General features: G+C 61.6%; 17 protein-coding genes. 8 read left to right on the top strand and 9 right to left on the bottom strand.

Features of this window, described 5'->3' with window-relative positions:
* Window positions 1-67 precede the first annotated feature (67 nt).
* Window positions 68-808, bottom strand: a complete 741-nt coding sequence (locus BSZ35_RS12195) for a hypothetical protein (RefSeq protein ID WP_105012699.1) — start codon at window positions 806-808, stop codon at window positions 68-70.
* Window positions 809-1079: 271 nt separating this feature from the next.
* Here BSZ35_RS12195 and BSZ35_RS12190 point away from each other — a divergent pair, with 271 nt between their 5' ends.
* Window positions 1080-1295 (top strand): DUF3185 domain-containing protein, encoded by a 216-nt coding sequence (locus BSZ35_RS12190; protein WP_105012698.1) that lies wholly within the window; start codon window positions 1080-1082, stop codon window positions 1293-1295.
* 193 nt (window positions 1296-1488) lie between these two features.
* Window positions 1489-3837: a winged helix-turn-helix domain-containing protein gene (locus tag BSZ35_RS12185; RefSeq protein WP_105012697.1), complete on the top strand. Its 2349-nt coding sequence runs from the start codon at window positions 1489-1491 to the stop codon at window positions 3835-3837.
* A 7-nt stretch (window positions 3838-3844) separates the two neighbouring features.
* On the opposite strand, the gene BSZ35_RS12180 is transcribed toward BSZ35_RS12185, so the two are convergent.
* The 3 genes from BSZ35_RS12180 to BSZ35_RS12170 all read right to left on the bottom strand — a co-directional run bounded on the left by BSZ35_RS12180 (window position 3845) and on the right by BSZ35_RS12170 (window position 5097).
* Window positions 3845-4393, bottom strand: coding sequence for a fasciclin domain-containing protein (locus BSZ35_RS12180; protein WP_219846641.1), 549 nt, complete (start codon window positions 4391-4393; stop codon window positions 3845-3847).
* A 189-nt stretch (window positions 4394-4582) separates the two neighbouring features.
* Complete coding sequence (locus tag BSZ35_RS12175) at window positions 4583-4747, bottom strand: DUF1328 domain-containing protein (RefSeq protein WP_105012695.1); 165 nt, start codon at window positions 4745-4747, stop codon at window positions 4583-4585.
* A gap of 131 nt (window positions 4748-4878) precedes the next feature.
* Entirely contained in the window at window positions 4879-5097 is a 219-nt protein-coding gene (locus BSZ35_RS12170; protein WP_105012694.1) for a CsbD family protein, read from the bottom strand.
* 521 nt (window positions 5098-5618) lie between these two features.
* Between BSZ35_RS12170 and BSZ35_RS12165 the strand changes: the two genes are divergently transcribed.
* Together BSZ35_RS12165 and BSZ35_RS12160 are read left to right on the top strand one after the other, a co-directional pair.
* A complete protein-coding gene (locus BSZ35_RS12165; protein ID WP_105012693.1) occupies window positions 5619-6344 on the top strand; it encodes a response regulator transcription factor in 726 nt (241 codons plus the stop codon).
* A 72-nt stretch (window positions 6345-6416) separates the two neighbouring features.
* The gene (locus BSZ35_RS12160) at window positions 6417-6989 is read left to right on the top strand and encodes a hypothetical protein (RefSeq protein ID WP_105012692.1); all 573 of its coding nucleotides are present in this window, start codon (window positions 6417-6419) and stop codon (window positions 6987-6989) included.
* An 11-nt stretch (window positions 6990-7000) separates the two neighbouring features.
* On the opposite strand, the gene BSZ35_RS12155 is transcribed toward BSZ35_RS12160, so the two are convergent.
* Window positions 7001-7534, bottom strand: a complete 534-nt coding sequence (locus tag BSZ35_RS12155) for a hypothetical protein (protein ID WP_105012691.1) — start codon at window positions 7532-7534, stop codon at window positions 7001-7003.
* Window positions 7535-7836: 302 nt separating this feature from the next.
* On the opposite strand from BSZ35_RS12155, the gene BSZ35_RS12150 reads away from it, so the two are divergent.
* On the top strand, window positions 7837-8250 hold the full coding sequence (locus BSZ35_RS12150; RefSeq protein WP_105012690.1) for a DoxX family protein: 414 nt from the start codon (window positions 7837-7839) through the stop codon (window positions 8248-8250).
* An 81-nt stretch (window positions 8251-8331) separates the two neighbouring features.
* On the opposite strand, the gene BSZ35_RS12145 is transcribed toward BSZ35_RS12150, so the two are convergent.
* On the bottom strand, window positions 8332-9387 hold the full coding sequence (locus BSZ35_RS12145) for a ribose-phosphate pyrophosphokinase (protein ID WP_219846640.1): 1056 nt from the start codon (window positions 9385-9387) through the stop codon (window positions 8332-8334).
* A gap of 181 nt (window positions 9388-9568) precedes the next feature.
* Between BSZ35_RS12145 and BSZ35_RS12140 the strand changes: the two genes are divergently transcribed.
* From BSZ35_RS12140 to BSZ35_RS12130, 3 genes are all read left to right on the top strand, one after another.
* Entirely contained in the window at window positions 9569-10351 is a 783-nt protein-coding gene (locus BSZ35_RS12140) for a PspA/IM30 family protein (RefSeq protein ID WP_105012688.1), read from the top strand.
* Window positions 10352-10520: 169 nt separating this feature from the next.
* A complete protein-coding gene (locus BSZ35_RS12135) occupies window positions 10521-10988 on the top strand; it encodes a hypothetical protein (protein WP_105012687.1) in 468 nt (155 codons plus the stop codon).
* A 50-nt stretch (window positions 10989-11038) separates the two neighbouring features.
* On the top strand, window positions 11039-11959 hold the full coding sequence (locus BSZ35_RS12130) for a hypothetical protein (RefSeq protein WP_105012686.1): 921 nt from the start codon (window positions 11039-11041) through the stop codon (window positions 11957-11959).
* A gap of 62 nt (window positions 11960-12021) precedes the next feature.
* Here the strand turns inward: BSZ35_RS12130 and BSZ35_RS12125 are convergent, their stop codons facing one another.
* The 3 genes from BSZ35_RS12125 to BSZ35_RS12115 form a co-directional block, all read right to left on the bottom strand.
* Window positions 12022-12699 (bottom strand): hypothetical protein, encoded by a 678-nt coding sequence (locus BSZ35_RS12125; RefSeq protein WP_258096209.1) that lies wholly within the window; start codon window positions 12697-12699, stop codon window positions 12022-12024.
* 91 nt (window positions 12700-12790) lie between these two features.
* Window positions 12791-13303, bottom strand: coding sequence for a cyclic pyranopterin monophosphate synthase MoaC (gene moaC / locus BSZ35_RS12120; RefSeq protein ID WP_105012684.1), 513 nt, complete (start codon window positions 13301-13303; stop codon window positions 12791-12793).
* 200 nt (window positions 13304-13503) lie between these two features.
* Window positions 13504-15135, bottom strand: coding sequence for an amidohydrolase (locus BSZ35_RS12115; RefSeq protein WP_105012683.1), 1632 nt, complete (start codon window positions 15133-15135; stop codon window positions 13504-13506).
* Window positions 15136-15262 lie beyond the last annotated feature (127 nt).

Genomic DNA, 15262 nt, shown 5'->3' with positions numbered 1-15262 from the left:
CAGAAGCAGCAGCGAGCGACGAGATCCCCGAAGGACGTTCGTGGATTGCACCCGAACGCCCAACTGGCTAGCGCGTGTCGGTTCCCGAATCCGCACGTGCGGTTTCCGGGCGAAGGGACTTTTGCACCTCGTCGGACAGCTGTTCGAGGTTGGCCCCGAGCGCGGCCACGTCCTCGGCCATTGCCACACGCATCTCTGCAAACTCTTCGCTGCCGGCCTGCCGGAGCGTCTCCAGTCGCTGCTTGAGGTCTTTTCGCTCGGCCTGAAGGGTCTCCATTCGATCTGCGTACTCCGATCGGAGCGAATCACTGGCCGTGCGCATGTCCTTCTCGAGCCGATCCAGCCGCTGGTTAATCTCGTCCACGTCGGCCTGCACCTCCTGCACGAATTCCTCTTTTGTGTCGAGGGTCTTGAGCCGGACCGCCTCCAGATTTTGCTTGAGCTCCCGCATCTGAGAGCGAAGAGCCGTTCGGGCGTCCTGCACCTCCTCGGACCCACTCGCCTCCAGTTTGTCGGCCTTTCGTTCCAGGGCCTCACGCTGGTGACGAAGATTCTGGAGCTCTTGTGCCACTTCCGATTGTGCGTTTTCCCCCGACGCCTCGATCCGCTGCGCGATCTGGTTGAACTCCTGATCGGCCTCACGGAGCGACGAGCGAACGTCCTGTTTCATTTCCGACAGCTCGTTCTGAATCTCGGCTTCCGTCTGTTTAGCTTGCTGCTGGTCTGTGCAGGCTCCCATCGTCAGCAACAGCAGGGAAAGAATGAGGACAAGACGCCCTTGAGAAGAGAGGATTCGGTGTGTATTCATCGTTTGGGTCTTCTGTTCGGGTAATCCAATGCGTCAACCGGTCTAACCCTGGCGCTGGGTTTCAGGTTCTTCTCATTCGTGCGCAGTCGTAAGGAGGTTGTGACGTGCTGCAGTACCCCGGGCGAGGCGTCCATTCACATTTCTTCTCAGCCGTGACAATTGGTGAAACGGGACGCGCGCAGGGGAACGGAGCGTCTCATCTGAGTTAAAGATGGTCGGCAGCCGTCTGCTGCCTCATTGACGTACATTTCTCTCAACGACTGTTTTGTCCATGACCCGTATCCTTGGCATCATTCTCATCTGCCTGGGGCTTTTGGGGTTTGCCGTTGGTAGCATCTCCTTCACGACCGACGAGACTGTGGCCGACGTCGGTCCGGTCGAGGTGGAAAGCGAGGAGCAAACCACAATCCCTATTCGACCGGTTGCCTCTGGCATTGCACTCGTGATCGGAGCGGGCCTCGTCTACGTGGGACGAAAGAAGTCGTAATCGATTTTCCCTCAGGGGACGTCCCAACTCAGCTCTGGCGGTGGGTTTCCCCTCTTGTGTCCAGTCGAGGTGTGCGAGAAACGCTTCTCGGACCAGTGAGGAACTGGGAATCGCAGGGACAAGTGAAAGGAACTTGTCATGACGTTTCATTTCGGACCTGCGGGTCCTCGCTTCCCCACGCCACACGCCGTTCATGTCTGACGATCTACGATCGACGTCCCCGTTTGCCGACGGATTCTGGGTTGGAGACTGGTTCGTGGAGCCCATGCTGAACCGTGTCCGCCACGAAGACGAGGATGAGGAGGTCCAGCTCGAACCCAAGGTGATGGAGGTCTTGCTCTGCCTTGCCGAGCGGTCGGGGAAAACCGTCACCAAATCGCAGTTCAAAGACGTGGTCTGGACCGACACCGTGGTGACGGACGATGTATTATCCCGGTGCATCTCGCAACTGCGCAAGGTGTTCAACGACGACTCGCGCGATCCGTCGTACATCGAAACCATACGCAAGACCGGGTATCGACTCATCGCTCCGGTGGAACTCCCGGAAACTTCGACGGACGACGCGCAGTCGATCGAGGTACAGACGGCATCCGAAGCGACGTCGCCATTTCGCCGCCTCATCGATCGCGTCTCGAGTCCGCTGCGGATGTCGTTGACGGGGGCGCGCGATTTCTGGGTGGTTGTGGCCGAGAGTATCGTGGAGCGAAAGTGGATCCTTGCGATCGGTGCGGTTCTCGCGGTGATTTTGCTGGTGAGTGTCGTGTCGTGGTCGGAAGTGGAGACTGGCACGACGTCCAAGGCGCCGCCGCCCGCCACGCCCCTCACCACGTTTCCCGGCGAGGAGTTTGACCCGATGCTCTCGTCTAGCGGTCAGCAGGTGGTCTTTGCCTGGCGAAACGCCGACAGCCTCTATCAGAACATCTACCTCATGCAGCGCGGCGCGGACCGGCCGCTGCGGCTCTCGGCCGACACAACGGTGGACTGGAGCCCCGCCTGGTCGCCTCAGGGGCGGTTCGTGGCCTATGCCCGTGAGGCGGGCGACGAGCATCAGGTGGCCATCGTGCCGTCGATTGGGGGGCACCCCCGACTCGTGGTCCGGATGCCCCGCCGTCGCATTCACAGCGTCGCCTGGTCGCCCGACACCGCACAGACCACGCTCGCCGTTTCGGCGCAGCAGTATCCGCACCGGGCGTTTGCCCTTTCCGTGCACCTGCCCGACGCCGACTCGGTGCGATCGGTCACCGCGCCCCCGCTTTGGTCCATCGGGGACACGTCGCCCGTCTTCTCGCCGGACGGCAGCCGGATTGCATTCGTCCGGGGCCTCGTCGAAGGCGTCGAAAATGTCTTCGTGGTCCCCACGGCGGGCGGCGAGCCGACCCAGGTAACCACCGACAGCACCTCGATTCACGGCCTGGCGTGGTCGGCGGACGGCGACGAACTGTTGTACTCGGCGCGCCGGGGCGGAATCAACGGACTCTGGCGAGTGGACGTGGACGGGGGAACGCCCTCCCTCGTGCGGGCGGCCAGCGAAGGCACCTTTTTCCGGCATCCCTCCGTGTCGGGGCGGCGACTGGCCTACACCCAGCAGTCGGCCCAACTGGACGTGTGGACGCTTCGGCGCTCTAGCCACTACGACGCTTTCCAGGCCGCACCGTCGATCTCCTCCACCCAGGAAGACACCGATCCGAGCGTGTCGCCGGACGGCACCCGGCTGGCCTTTGTTTCGGAGCGCTCGGGGCATCCGGAGGTCTGGACCGCCGGGATCGACGGCGCCACCCCAACGCAGATCACATCGCTGAACGGACCGTCCATCCGGTCCGTCACGTGGTCGTCGGACGGCACCCGGCTCAGCTTCGTGGCCCGGCGGAACGGGAATGCCAACCTCTTCGTCGTGCCGGCGTCCGGCGGCCCCCTCACGCAGATCACCAACACCGCGTCGGAGGTGCTGGCACCGCAGTGGGGGCACGACGATCGCTGGCTCTACTACGCTTCCAACCAGACCGGCACCTGGGATGTCTGGCGAACGTCCCCAGATACGGCGCGGGTGCAGCAGGTCACCGCCGGCGGCGCTCTCGCCGCGCAGGAATCGCCCACCGGGGAAACGCTCTACCTCGTTCGTCCCGACACGACGGGCATCTGGGCCGCCCCCCTGGATACGACCCAGTTTCCCCTGCGCACCCGGCCCGCAGATAGCCTCGTCGCTCAAGACAGTAGTGCAGAGGGCACGCCGTCCCCATCCCTCGTCGCCGAACGGAAAAACGAATCGAACGTCCGTCGGGTCGTGGCCGCCGTTGAGCCTCGTGACTACACGAGCTGGCGCATCGGCCCCGAGGGAGTGTACTTCCTGCGTCATCGCCGATTTCGCACCGCGGTTCTTACCTACCACGACCTGGAGTCGGGGCAATCGGTCCCGCTCTATACCTTTTCCAACTGGCATCCCGACCATCATCTCACCGTTGGGCCAGACGGAGACACGTTTGCGTACACCCACGCCGAACGTCGAGAGAGCGACGTGATGTTCATTGAGCTTTCCGAGCGGTAGGACCCGCTCATTCCGATGGGGACGGCACTCCCTCCACTGCCGTCTTCATAGTAATCACGGTGTCGATGCCGTGCACAATGCCGTTTTCAATCCGCACGTCGGGGGCTACGAGTGTTGCCGCACCGATTGTGCGGGCATCCGCGCTCACTTGGAGCGAGAGTCCCCGGGTGTTCTGGATCTTGGAATAGCCCTGCAACTGGCGCGTGGTGAGCGCCTTCTGGATCACGTGATTCCGGAGAATCTCCGCGACCTCGTGGCTCTCTAGGTCCGCAAGCCGGACGTCGAGCGCCCTAAACGCGGAATCGGTGGGCGCAAGGAGCGTGAACGACGGGCTCATGGCGAGGCCCTGATCGATGCCCGTACGCTCAAGCGCAGCAACCAGCACCGAATACCGCTCCCGCTCTCGCAGCACGTCCATCACCTCCGGCGGCCGTTCTCCAGACGGCTCGCTCGTCGAAGGGAACGACTGGGCACGGGACACCGGCATCACAATGGTGAGGTCCAGTGCGAGAATCGCCACGAGAGGGAGAATCGGGGCAAGAGCGCGAAGAATCATTGGCATGGCAACGGAAGGTCTGTAGAGGAAATTGGCACGATGGAGAGTCTCAGCCGGAGGCGATCGGCGTGGACTGACACTCGTTTCCCTCTACCTCCGCCGACGATAATATTTCTTACCGTGGGCTGCGGACGGGGTGATGATTGCCTGAGGAAACCGTGAGGACTGCGGTTTACGACCGCAAATGGACTACACGAGGGATCGGCGGCCAAACAAGAAGGAGAGGGCGAAGAGAATAAGGAAGACGACAAAGAGAATCTTCGCGATCCAGGCCGACGTCCCTGCGATGCCGCCGAATCCAAAAACGGCGGCGACGATAGCGATGAGGAGAAATACGACAGCAAGTCGGAGCATGGCTGGAAACTGTAACGGAAGAAATAGAGGAAATGTGCGCCTCCGTGTGTGGAGGACGGGCGATTTAAATCATCCCCTGCCCGGCCCCAGGACGCCTCCCTGGGCACCGGAGAGAGAGGACACCTGCCCCGCTAGAAGTTGTACTTCACCTTTCGAGAGATCTCGTCGATCTTGTCTCGAATGGCCTGGCGCTGCTCTCCAGTCTTCTCCTGAATGTACCCTTCGAGGCGCTCGCGCTTGCCTTCGTAGCGGTCAAGGTCATCGTCCGTAAGGACGCCCCACGCTTCTTGCAGGCGTCCCTTGAACTGTTTCCAGGCCCCTTTCGCTTGCTGCTTGGTCGGGCTGCTCATGGTCTTGGGTGTGGGTTAGAGTAGAGGTACGAACTCGGAGACAATGCTCCAGCCCGATAAACGCCCCATGCCCCGTCGTTCTTCGTCGACCTCGGCCTTCTGTCCGATCGATTACAGGTGCGAAGGCAGCGCACACGAACGTAACGATCTCATGCCCCCCTACCGCCTGCCCGACCGTCTCGCAGCGTCTGCCAGTGGCGTGTCCCGATTTAGCCCTCGGATGACAGGACAAATTAATGACAAGAGCACGAGGGGGCGGGCCTGGAATTGTAGACTGCTGAAGCCCCCTTCATAGGAAGAGATCACCGGTTCCTCCAACGGAGGGGCCGGTTTTGAGGCCTCTCGTTCGATCATCACCAAAATCACAGCGCTCCCAAAGAAACCGTTGGGGCCCTCGTCGTACCGGAGAGAGCAGACGGGACAAAGACTCTGCCCTGGTTCGCTCCTCCACTTCGGAGCAGAGGATTGGCTCGCAAGCGAGTACGACCGGTACGCGTTCTTTCCACAACTGAACTGATGTCATGGACACAAGGTCGCAGTCCCCTACCCGTCTACTCATTGTAGAAGACGACGAGGCCACCAGTACGAGATTGCTGGACTACTTCAGCTCTCCCAAATACGTGACCACGACTGTAAGCGACGTCGACGCGGCGCTCCGTTACCTGCTCCAGCCGCCGGGATACGACGTCGTGCTACTCAGCGTGACCCTTCCCGGCAAAAGTGGGTTCGACCTGCTGGACGCGGCAGAACAACAGTCCATTGAGGCCTCGTTCCTCCTGCTCTCCGATCAGGACTGCCTGGCCGACAAGCTGCATGGCTTCGACCTGGGGGCGGACGATTACATCGTCACGCCATGTGCCCTGGAGGAGCTTGAGGCCCGCATCTACGCCGTTCGGAATCGACGCTCTCCGTCGTCCTCGACGCCCAACGGCCCGCAGGTGTACGACTTCGATGACCTGACGATCAACGTGGCGGCGCATACCTGCGTGCGGGGAGGACGACGCATTTCCCTTACCTCGCTCGAGTTCGAAATCCTGAGCTACCTCGTCGAACACCGGGGAGACGTGGTGCCCCGCGACGAGCTGCGCGACGCGGTGTGGGGCAGCCGGAACGGCATCTGCCTTCGCACCATCGACCGGCACGTCGCCAAGATCCGCGAGAAACTGGAGTACGACCCGGAACGGCCGGCCTATCTCCAAACGGTGTACGGAAAAGGATATGAGTTCGCCTGTGTGGAATACGCCTGACGGCGGTCCCTCCCCGCGCTGGCTTCCCAACGCCCCGCACGCTCACTGGACAATCCCCAGATTCCTCTTCTTATGACGTCCCGCTCAGAGCTCCTTCAGTCGAGTGTCCGCCTGCTATATCAGAATCAAAAGCGCGTAACCGAGGCCTTTCGGGACTGGACTGCGAACGAGAACGTCCAGTCGCACGAATCGGTGCGGCCGGTGATTGGCTCCGTGCTGCGACATCTTCAGCGCGACCTGGACCGGATGTACGTGCTCGTGCAGTCCTATTCGTCGGCAGCCGCTCCGAAGAGAACCGTTTCGGGATCCGGCGCGAAAAGAAACGGGACGACGAATGAGGCCGACCCATTCTTTACTGTGGAGGGTGGGATCGAGCCTTCCGTTCCAAACCTCGCCGAGGTTCTCTCGCAGGGCTACCAAGCCCTTGAGGAGTTGAGCACACGGTACGCATCGGTCTATTCCCTCGCAACAGCCCTCACCGAACCGCCCATCGCAAACGTCGCGCGCGCCAACCTGGCAGGCCTCCGCAGTCACCTGAGCACCCTTATCGGGGTGTGGCCTCTCGTCATGGCGCGAAGCGTCGACGTCTCCCTGGGGACCGCCGCCCGGCCCCCTCCTCCTTTGGAAGCGGGCCCGGCAAGCTGATTCCCGGAAGATCATCGGCCGCCGGCGGTGGAAGACGTCTGCACGAGTTCGAGACGCAGCGTCCCTTCCACCCCTGTCAGACCGTCGTACGAGGCAGACAATTCCTCAATCGCAACCTGCTTCTTCGTGTGTACCCAAAGCACATCCGGTTTCTGGTGGTGCAGATAAAACGTGCGATCAAGGAGGATGTCCTGGTACTGCCCGACATCTTCCCGCTGACCGGCGAGTTCGACTTTGTTCGAATCCAGGGAGAATGTCCCCGTGAGGGTGACCGGCTCCCCGTTGCGGGGGCGGTACGTCAGTACAAAGTCCCGACTGCTTGTGAGCTCTAAACTGGACGCGTCTGGGTTTACGTACTCCAGCACGTCGATTTCCTCAAGGACCGAGGCGTCCGGTTCAAACTCGAATTGTCGGATCTGATAGGTGCCAATAACCGCAGAGGGATCGTCCGACGTGAGCGTCGGCAGGCGACTCGACGAGCATCCGACGACCAACAGCAGGGCGCAGGCGAGCGTGAAGGGGATAAGGGAGCGGGAACGAATCATAAACAAGGGCAGATGTCGGAAGAGGGAGGCAAAGGGACGCCGGAAGGGGCGAAATAGCGCTGAGGAGAAGCGACTTCTGAGGACTGGAGTGTACTTTCACGTCCCGTCGTCACGTTTCTTCACACATCGACCGATGTGGGAAAAGGGAAGCAGGCGTCCCGGGTTGATCACTCCGGCTGCCGGGGTCGATGTAAGGAAGCGATTGTAACGTGCAGATAGCATGTAGCACGTATCCCGTGAAGATTGCCTTCTTCTTTAATGGGAGGGCGAGCCCATATTTTGCACAGATCCCATTTACGATCATGAATCAACTTCGCGCATTTGCACCCTACTCGCACTGGTTTCTTCGCGTCGCTCTTGGAAGCGTCTTTTTGTACCACGGACTCACCAAATTCCCGGTACTCGGCGGCATGGCAGAGATGATGGACATGCCCGTATTCGTCGTTGGTCTGCTGGCAATTGTCGAAACCCTCGGGGGACTCTTCGTTCTGCTCGGCGGATTTGGGTGGGACTGGATGACCCGATTAGCGGGCCTCTTCATTGCCCCCGTCATGCTCGGAGCAATTTTTATGGTTCATCTCCAGCACGGCTGGAACTCGGTAAACATGGGCTCGGGCAATATGGGGAGAGGAATGGAGTTTCAGTTCACCCTTCTCATGATTGCGCTCTACTTCCTGTTCGTCGGAAATGACCACACCGGGAAGGGAGAAGAATAAGATCGCCCCAGTTGTCTGTACCGATTTTGAGGTAGTGCCTCGCTGGAACGTCCGCGGGGACTCGGGAGCGGGGACGACCTGCTACAGACCGCTCAGTTCCACGAGGGAGCCGCCGGTATGCAATCGCTGAATGGCCCCGGCCAGCAGAGGGGCGCATGACAGCACCTCCGCCCGGCGCTCGCGCACGTTCGGGGCGAGGCGGGCTGGGGGGAGGGTGTCGAGAAAGACGAGACGCTCCAGGGCGGGATCGTCGAGAGTCTGGTTCGCGCCGGACGAGAACACGCCGTGTGTGACGGCCGCGTACACGGCAGTTGCCCCGTGCTCACGGCACGCGGTGGCAGCCTCGGCGAGCGTCGTGCCGCTGCTGATGAGGTCGTCGAGAAGGATCGCCACTCGGTTCTTGACGTCACCTACTACGGTACCGCCCCACACGGCGTCCTCGCTCCGAAATTTCTCGATGAACACGAGGGGAACGGATCGTCCGAGCCGCTCGTCGAGCCGTTGCCGAAAGCCCTCGGCTCGCTTTGCCCCGCCGGCGTCGGGCGACACAACCACAACCTCCCGGTCGCCGATGAGTGGGACGACCGAATCGACGAACAGCGGGGCTGCCGTCAGGTGCTCCGCCGGAATGCGGAAGGCGTTTTCGTAGGCCGCTGGGTTGTGCACGTCCATCGTCGCGACGCGGTCGAGGCCCATCGACTCCAGAACGGTGGCAAGGTACCGAATGGAGACCGAATCGCGCGGCTTCGTGCGCCGGTCCTTGCGGGCATAGCAGAGGTATGGCGCAATCAGCGTGACGCGCTCGGCCCCCGCATCCCGCATCGCCGCGAGAAAGAAGAGCGTCCGCACCAGTTTGTCGTTGACCGAGAGGGCATTGTTGCTGTACAGCGATTCGACGAGATAAACGTCCTGGTCCCGTACGCTCTGCAACGGACGAATTTTGTGCTCGCCGTCGTCGAAGGTGCGTTCTTCATGCTTGCCGGGGGAAATGCCGAGATGCTCACAGATCGGATCGCGCAACCGGCGGCCGCTGTCGAGAGAAAAGACGGCGGCGTGGTGGTCTTCAGGAAGGGGCGTCACGTGGCTCATCGGAAAAGGGTTAGTGGGGAGCGGCTCCATCGAGCGGAGTCGAAGCACCCGCGTGATTGAGTCGAAGACATGAGGGAAAATAGAACGTAGACGGCGTCAATCCGGGTCTCACTGGTCTACGCCGGAATGAAGATGAAGATTTGGAGGGAGAGGCTGTAACAATTCGGCGCGCTCAGAGGTATATGAAAACGATAACAACACGATCTTCTCCGCCAACGAGCAGCTGTCCATGTCTGTCTGGTCACGATTCAAGCGTTTTGTCACGTCTCTCTTCGGCGGGGCCGTCTCGGCGATGGAGGATCCCCGCATGATTCTGGAGCAGAACATTCGGGAGCTCAACGACCAAGTCCCGGAGATGAATGAAAACATCGCCACGGTGAAGGCGAACATGATCATGCTCCAGAAGGAAGTCGACAAATCGAAGAACCGAGTGGAGCAGCTCTCCAACCGCATCCGGACCGCCATCAAGTCCGACCGCGACGACATTGCCAAGAAGTATGCGATGCGGCTCGAGGACGCAAAGGAGAACCTTGAGCGAACCCAGGAGCAACTGCAACACGCCGAGCGGGCGTACGAGAAGGCCCTAAAGGTAAAGAAAGCCTTCATGCGCGAGAAGGAGCAGAAGATTCAGGAGGCGAAAGATGCACTGCGACAGCACGAGCGCGCGCAGTGGCAGGCCGAGATTGCCGACACGATGGAGCAGTTTGAGGTGTCGGGCCTCGACCAAACGCACGACGAGATGGTGAGCCGCCTCAACGAAGAGACGGCCAAGAACGAGGCGCGGCTGGAGCTGGCCCTCGACTCAGTGGACAGTGAGGCCCTCCAGATTGAGGAGGACGCCGAAGAGCTCCGGGCCGAGGAGGTCGTGAACCAGTTCAAGACCGAGATGGGCATGAGCAGTGATGCGGAGGCAACGAGCCCAGACGACGAAGGAGAGATTGAGATTCCGGACGAGGAGGAGCTGGAGGAGCCGTCGAAGACGATCGGCAAGCAGCGTACCAAATCCGAGTGAGGAGTGTGGATTTTGGAATGTGGAATTCGGAGGACCAAGTACTCATTCCGAATTCCCAATTCCACATTGCAACCGATCTGGGAAGAGGCCCGGAACGTCCGTTTTGCTCGGATGGAGGCACGGTCTTCCTCTCACGCTGAAATCCTAACATTCCAATCCACAGATCGGTATGACAGACGAGGAGTTTGAGCGGCTCAAGGCAGCGGAGAAGGAGCACCTCCGCGAGAAGAAGCGGCTACAGTCGCAGCTCAAGGCGTTGAAGAAGCAACAGCGAGTGCAGAGTGTGGTGGAGAAGATGAAGCATGGGGCGGAGCGGCTGCTATCGGAAACCGAGTCGCTCGTCGATGCACTGCGTGGGCAATTTGCGAAGCAGGACGCGCGGCTGGAAGTGGCACTCAACGCCAAAGACGAGCGTCAAGAGACAGACGAGGAGCTCCGCAAATACGAGGAACATCGTCGGGAAAAGCGGGCCGAGGCGCTTCTCCAGCAATACAAAGCATCGCAGTCCTCCTCCCCACGGTCTCCGTCTCCCGACGAGACGGAGGATGTAGGCACGAACGCCGATGCGTCTCCGGACGGACCCGAGAAGACAATCGGCCGGATGCGGACGCCCCCATCGGGCACGGATGAGGATTGAACAAGACGGAGGAAACGGACCAATTTTTTTGCCGGTTGCGCACGTGATACATGGATAACGACATCAACTACACGAAAGAGGCCTTCTTAAACACCTGGAATCTGGTGTTTCTCATGGTCGTGGCCGCGGTCGCAGTCGGGACGGGCCTTACGGGACTAGCCCCATCCTGGCTTTTCGAGCTCCTCCTCGTGCTCGGCGCGGGAACGGAGCTGGTGTACCTGGGCGTCATGCCCCGCCACCCGCGCTTCCAGCGGCACGTGCGCTCCCAAAAGCGGGCCGAACGCCACAAGCCCCTCGCACAGGGAGAGCTTTACCGGCAGCTTCACCGGCGCAGCCAGCGCCGGTACTACAAGCTTCGTGAGCTCAAGGACGAGATTCGCGCCAACTATCAGCAGCTCAGCTACGCCTCGCAGGGCCTCCTGGACAATCACGTCAAGAAGATCGACGGGCTCCTGCGCTCCTACCTCGAACTCCTACACCAGCGCGAGCGGTACCGCGACCTCGCGGAAAACTCCACCGAGTCCAGCATCCGGGAGTCCATCCGGGCCCTCAAAGCAGACATGGCCGACGACTCCGACCGTGTGCGCTCGGTGAAGGAGCGCCGGCTTAACATCCTGAAAAAGCGACTGGCGCGATTCCGCAAGGCGCACGAAAACCTGGAGATCATCGGGGCGCAGCTGGGCACCATCGAGGACGTGGTAAAATACATCCACGAGCAGTCCTGGACCCTGCAGAATCCAGACGAGGTCACGATGCAGCTCGACGCGCTGGTCGAAGAGGTGGAGGAGACGCAGCAGTCCATTCACGAGATCGAGGACGTGTTCTCCACGGCCGACGGCTTCGACGACGACCTGGAGGCACTGGACAAGGAACTGGATGCGGCAACGAACGAGCCGCTGGACCTCCCGGAAATGGACGCGCCTGGCGAAGAAGCCTCTACGGGCTCGCAACAGTCGCGGGTACGCGAGTAGGGCCTTTCTGACCGCCGTCTGCGGTCGATCGTTTGAACGTGTATCGTTGCCCCGTTTCAGCCCTATGCTTTTTGTCTCTCAGCAGGGCTGTCTCCCGTCGGCGGTGCCCCCCGCCGTCCGTACGCCAGCACGAGCTTGAGGTGCGCCACGGTCGGCTCCACGAGGCCGAGCGACTCCAGGCGTTCCTGCGGCGTCTCCGGCAGCTTCGGCGGGCTCACGCGGCCCATCCATAACTCCATCTTGTCACTAAGGGCGTGCGGCCCCGGAAACTGCCCCTCGGGGAGGTGGGTGGTGTAAAACTCCCGTTTGCCCTGCAGCCGCTCGCGCACCTGCTCGCCTACCTCCGACAATTCCGGATTCTGATCCGCCACCATGGCCTTGCCGATCAGGTAGTCGCGATACGTGAACGGCAGGTCGAGCAGCGTCTGTACGATGGAGGGACGGTGGTCCGCCTCCTCTTCCAGCCCTACCTCCGCCGCTCGTGCGGTGGCCGTGGCCACAAGACAGAGCGTCTCTTCGGCCACGACCTCCGGATCGGCCCCCTCCATGTCGCCGATGCTCTCCAGCACCGCGTGCGTCAGGTCCTGCGTGAGGCCCAGCGCGCCGACCGTAGCAAAGGCCGTGAAGCCAGCGACGCGGTCGAGCGATTCCGTGACTGTGTCCGGCAGACTCATAGAGAGGTAGCCAACGAGAAGAAAAGAAACCGAGGGTGTGGGCTGCGCTCGTGATGCGTGAAGCATGATGTGTGACAAGGGAGCGTGCAGCCACACGCCTCACACTTCATGCATCACGCTCAAGAGAGGAGAGACGGAAACGAATTGCCCCCCAAGGTCAGTTTTGAGCAGGCTCTTCCGCGGACACCTCACTCTTCCAGTTGCCGCTCTGCCCTCCCGTCTTTGCCCGCAGGTGCACGTCGCCGATCCGAATGTCCTTCGTCACCGACTTGCACATGTCGTAGATCGTGAGGGCGGCCACCGATACGGCCGTCAGGGCCTCCATTTCCACGCCCGTCACGCCGAAGGACTTCGTAAAGGCCCGAATGTCGATGGCTTCCTTCTCCTCATTGAATGTAAAGTCGACCTCGACGCCGTTGATCATTACGTCGTGGCAGAGGGGAATGAGCTTGCTCGTTTCCTTGGCCCCCATGATGCCAGCAATCTGAGCCGTCGTCAGGACATCGCCCTTGTTGATGTCGTGGTCGCGGACGCGCTGGAAGGCCTCTTCGCCCAGATGAATGCGCCCGAACGCTACGGCGGTACGGGCGGAATCCGACTTCTGGGACACGTCGGCCATCCGAACACCGCCACTGCGATCAACAGGGGTAAGGGTAGAAGGATCAGGCATGACTTGAAAAGCGAATCGGTGGAAACAGGAGCATCTGGAGACGACCGGACGTTCAGTATTCTCCTTCAAGAACGGCCGCCACACCGCCCCTTCCAATCCCGAGGGGTGGTATTGGTTTCGACGGAGCATCTACCGGAGGCGACAATCACGCCATCGTTTCCCCCACACGTCCCTGCACCGTCGGCGCACTACTCTTTTCATCAAGGATCGGGCCAATCTGGGGAGGCGTGCATGATCGTACCATCGAGGTACGTGGCCACCACTTTGATATCGAGAAGGTCCTCGACCGGGACCTGCATGATATCCTGAGAAAGCACCGTGAGGTCCGCCCGCTTCCCGGGCGTAATCGAGCCCACCTCGTCCTCCATGAACGCAGCGTAGGCCGCCCCCCGCGTGTAGCCGTACAGCGCCTCGGCCCGGGAGAGCCGTTCGGACGGGTGCCATCCCCCCGCCGGTCTCCCGTCGGCATCCTGACGGCTCACCGCCGCATGAAATCCCTGGAGGGGATCGACTGACTCAACGGGCGCATCGGACCCGAAAGCAAGGGGCGCCCCAGCCTTCTGAAGACGTTTCCAGGCGTAGGCTCCGGCAAGCCGATCGGGACCGAGCCGCGACTCCACCCACCCCATGTCGCTCGTCGCGTGAAGGGGCTGGACGGACGCAATCACGTCCTGTTCGCCAAATCGCTGTACGTCGCGCGACGCCAGCACCTGTGCGTGCTCGATGCGGGGGCGGCGGAGCTCCATGCCGGGGGCGCTCATCACCGTTTCGTACGCATCCAGCACGAACCGGTTGGCCCGATCGCCGATGGCATGCGTATTTACCTGGAGGCCCGCTTCTGCCGCAGTCCGCACCCGCGCCCGAAACTCCGCTGGATCGTGGAGCAGAAGGCCCCGATTCCCCGCCTCATCCGCATAGTCGTCCAGCAGCGCCGCGCCCCGGCTGCCGAGAGCACCGTCCGCGAAGAACTTGGCCGACTCGACCAGCAGTCGGCCCGACGGGTCGTGGTACGGGCCGTGTTCACAGAAGTGATCAAAGGCATCGCTCTGCCCCTCCACCATCGCGTAGACGCGCAGAGGGAAAGTCCCGTCGTCGATGAATTGCCGGAATCGCCGGAGCTTGTCGAGGGTTACGCCGGCGTCGTGCAGACCAGTGAGACCGTGGCGAGCCGCATGTCGGAGGGCCATGCGAAGATGACGAGCCTGCCGCTCGTCACTCGGCGGCGGAATCGCATCGGTCACCAGCGTCATTGCCTCGTCGATCAGAATGCCCGTGGGACGACCGTCGGTCGTGCGCTGGATGCGGCCGCCGTCGGGATCGTTCATGCGGCGGAGACGGTCGAGCCCCACCGTGGCCTCCAGCGCAGCCGTATTGGCCCATCCCGCGTGTACGTCCGTCCGCACGAGCCAGACCGGCCGGTCCGGGAACGCGGCGTCCAATCGGTCGCGTGAGGGCCGTTCGGAGGAGGGCCAGTCGGTCTCGTCCCAACCGTGGCCACGGAGCCAGCCGTCCGGCGAAAGATCGCGCTCTTCCACAAAGCGCCGGAGCGTCTCCACCACTGCCTGAAGGGAGTCTGCACCGGTCAGATCCGCCCGGCACAGCGTCTGCCCGAGCTCGTGGAGGTGGGCATGAGCATCGATAAGCCCCGGCACGATGGTGCATCCGCCGGCATCGATACGACGTGCATTCGTCCCTTCCGACACCGCCGCGGCGTCGCCCCCCACCCTTAGAATGCGTCCGTTTCGGATACGCACCGCCGAGGCCGTGGGGTGCCGGTCGTCAACCGTGTAGATGCGAGCATTGTGAAGGATTCGGTCAGTGGAGGTGCTCATTGGGCCGGGACGCCGTGGTATCGCATTAGTCTCACGAAAGAACAGTAGGTCAGGATCGTACCTATTTTGCGAAGCGCTTTTTCGTGAAGAAGTGGTGAGTGAAAGCGCTTTGCACCGAATGCTGATT

Source organism: Salinibacter sp. 10B, from assembly GCF_002954405.1.
GTDB lineage: Bacteria > Bacteroidota > Rhodothermia > Rhodothermales > Salinibacteraceae > Salinibacter.
Note: the sequence above shows the minus strand (reverse complement) of the source record. Positions and strands in the feature narration are given on the sequence as shown.

Coding starts and splice junctions, on each gene's coding strand:
- BSZ35_RS12195 (WP_105012699.1), bottom strand. CDS start 808: ATGAATACACACCGAATCCTCTCTTCTCAAGGGCGTCTTGTCCTCATT.
- BSZ35_RS12190 (WP_105012698.1), top strand. CDS start 1,080: ATGACCCGTATCCTTGGCATCATTCTCATCTGCCTGGGGCTTTTGGGG.
- BSZ35_RS12185 (WP_105012697.1), top strand. CDS start 1,489: ATGTCTGACGATCTACGATCGACGTCCCCGTTTGCCGACGGATTCTGG.
- BSZ35_RS12180 (WP_219846641.1), bottom strand. CDS start 4,393: ATGATTCTTCGCGCTCTTGCCCCGATTCTCCCTCTCGTGGCGATTCTC.
- BSZ35_RS12175 (WP_105012695.1), bottom strand. CDS start 4,747: ATGCTCCGACTTGCTGTCGTATTTCTCCTCATCGCTATCGTCGCCGCC.
- BSZ35_RS12170 (WP_105012694.1), bottom strand. CDS start 5,097: ATGAGCAGCCCGACCAAGCAGCAAGCGAAAGGGGCCTGGAAACAGTTC.
- BSZ35_RS12165 (WP_105012693.1), top strand. CDS start 5,619: ATGGACACAAGGTCGCAGTCCCCTACCCGTCTACTCATTGTAGAAGAC.
- BSZ35_RS12160 (WP_105012692.1), top strand. CDS start 6,417: ATGACGTCCCGCTCAGAGCTCCTTCAGTCGAGTGTCCGCCTGCTATAT.
- BSZ35_RS12155 (WP_105012691.1), bottom strand. CDS start 7,534: ATGATTCGTTCCCGCTCCCTTATCCCCTTCACGCTCGCCTGCGCCCTG.
- BSZ35_RS12150 (WP_105012690.1), top strand. CDS start 7,837: ATGAATCAACTTCGCGCATTTGCACCCTACTCGCACTGGTTTCTTCGC.
- BSZ35_RS12140 (WP_105012688.1), top strand. CDS start 9,569: ATGTCTGTCTGGTCACGATTCAAGCGTTTTGTCACGTCTCTCTTCGGC.
- BSZ35_RS12135 (WP_105012687.1), top strand. CDS start 10,521: ATGACAGACGAGGAGTTTGAGCGGCTCAAGGCAGCGGAGAAGGAGCAC.
- BSZ35_RS12130 (WP_105012686.1), top strand. CDS start 11,039: ATGGATAACGACATCAACTACACGAAAGAGGCCTTCTTAAACACCTGG.
- BSZ35_RS12125 (WP_258096209.1), bottom strand. CDS start 12,699: ATGCTTCACGCATCACGAGCGCAGCCCACACCCTCGGTTTCTTTTCTT.
- moaC (WP_105012684.1), bottom strand. CDS start 13,303: ATGCCTGATCCTTCTACCCTTACCCCTGTTGATCGCAGTGGCGGTGTT.
- BSZ35_RS12115 (WP_105012683.1), bottom strand. CDS start 15,135: ATGAGCACCTCCACTGACCGAATCCTTCACAATGCTCGCATCTACACG.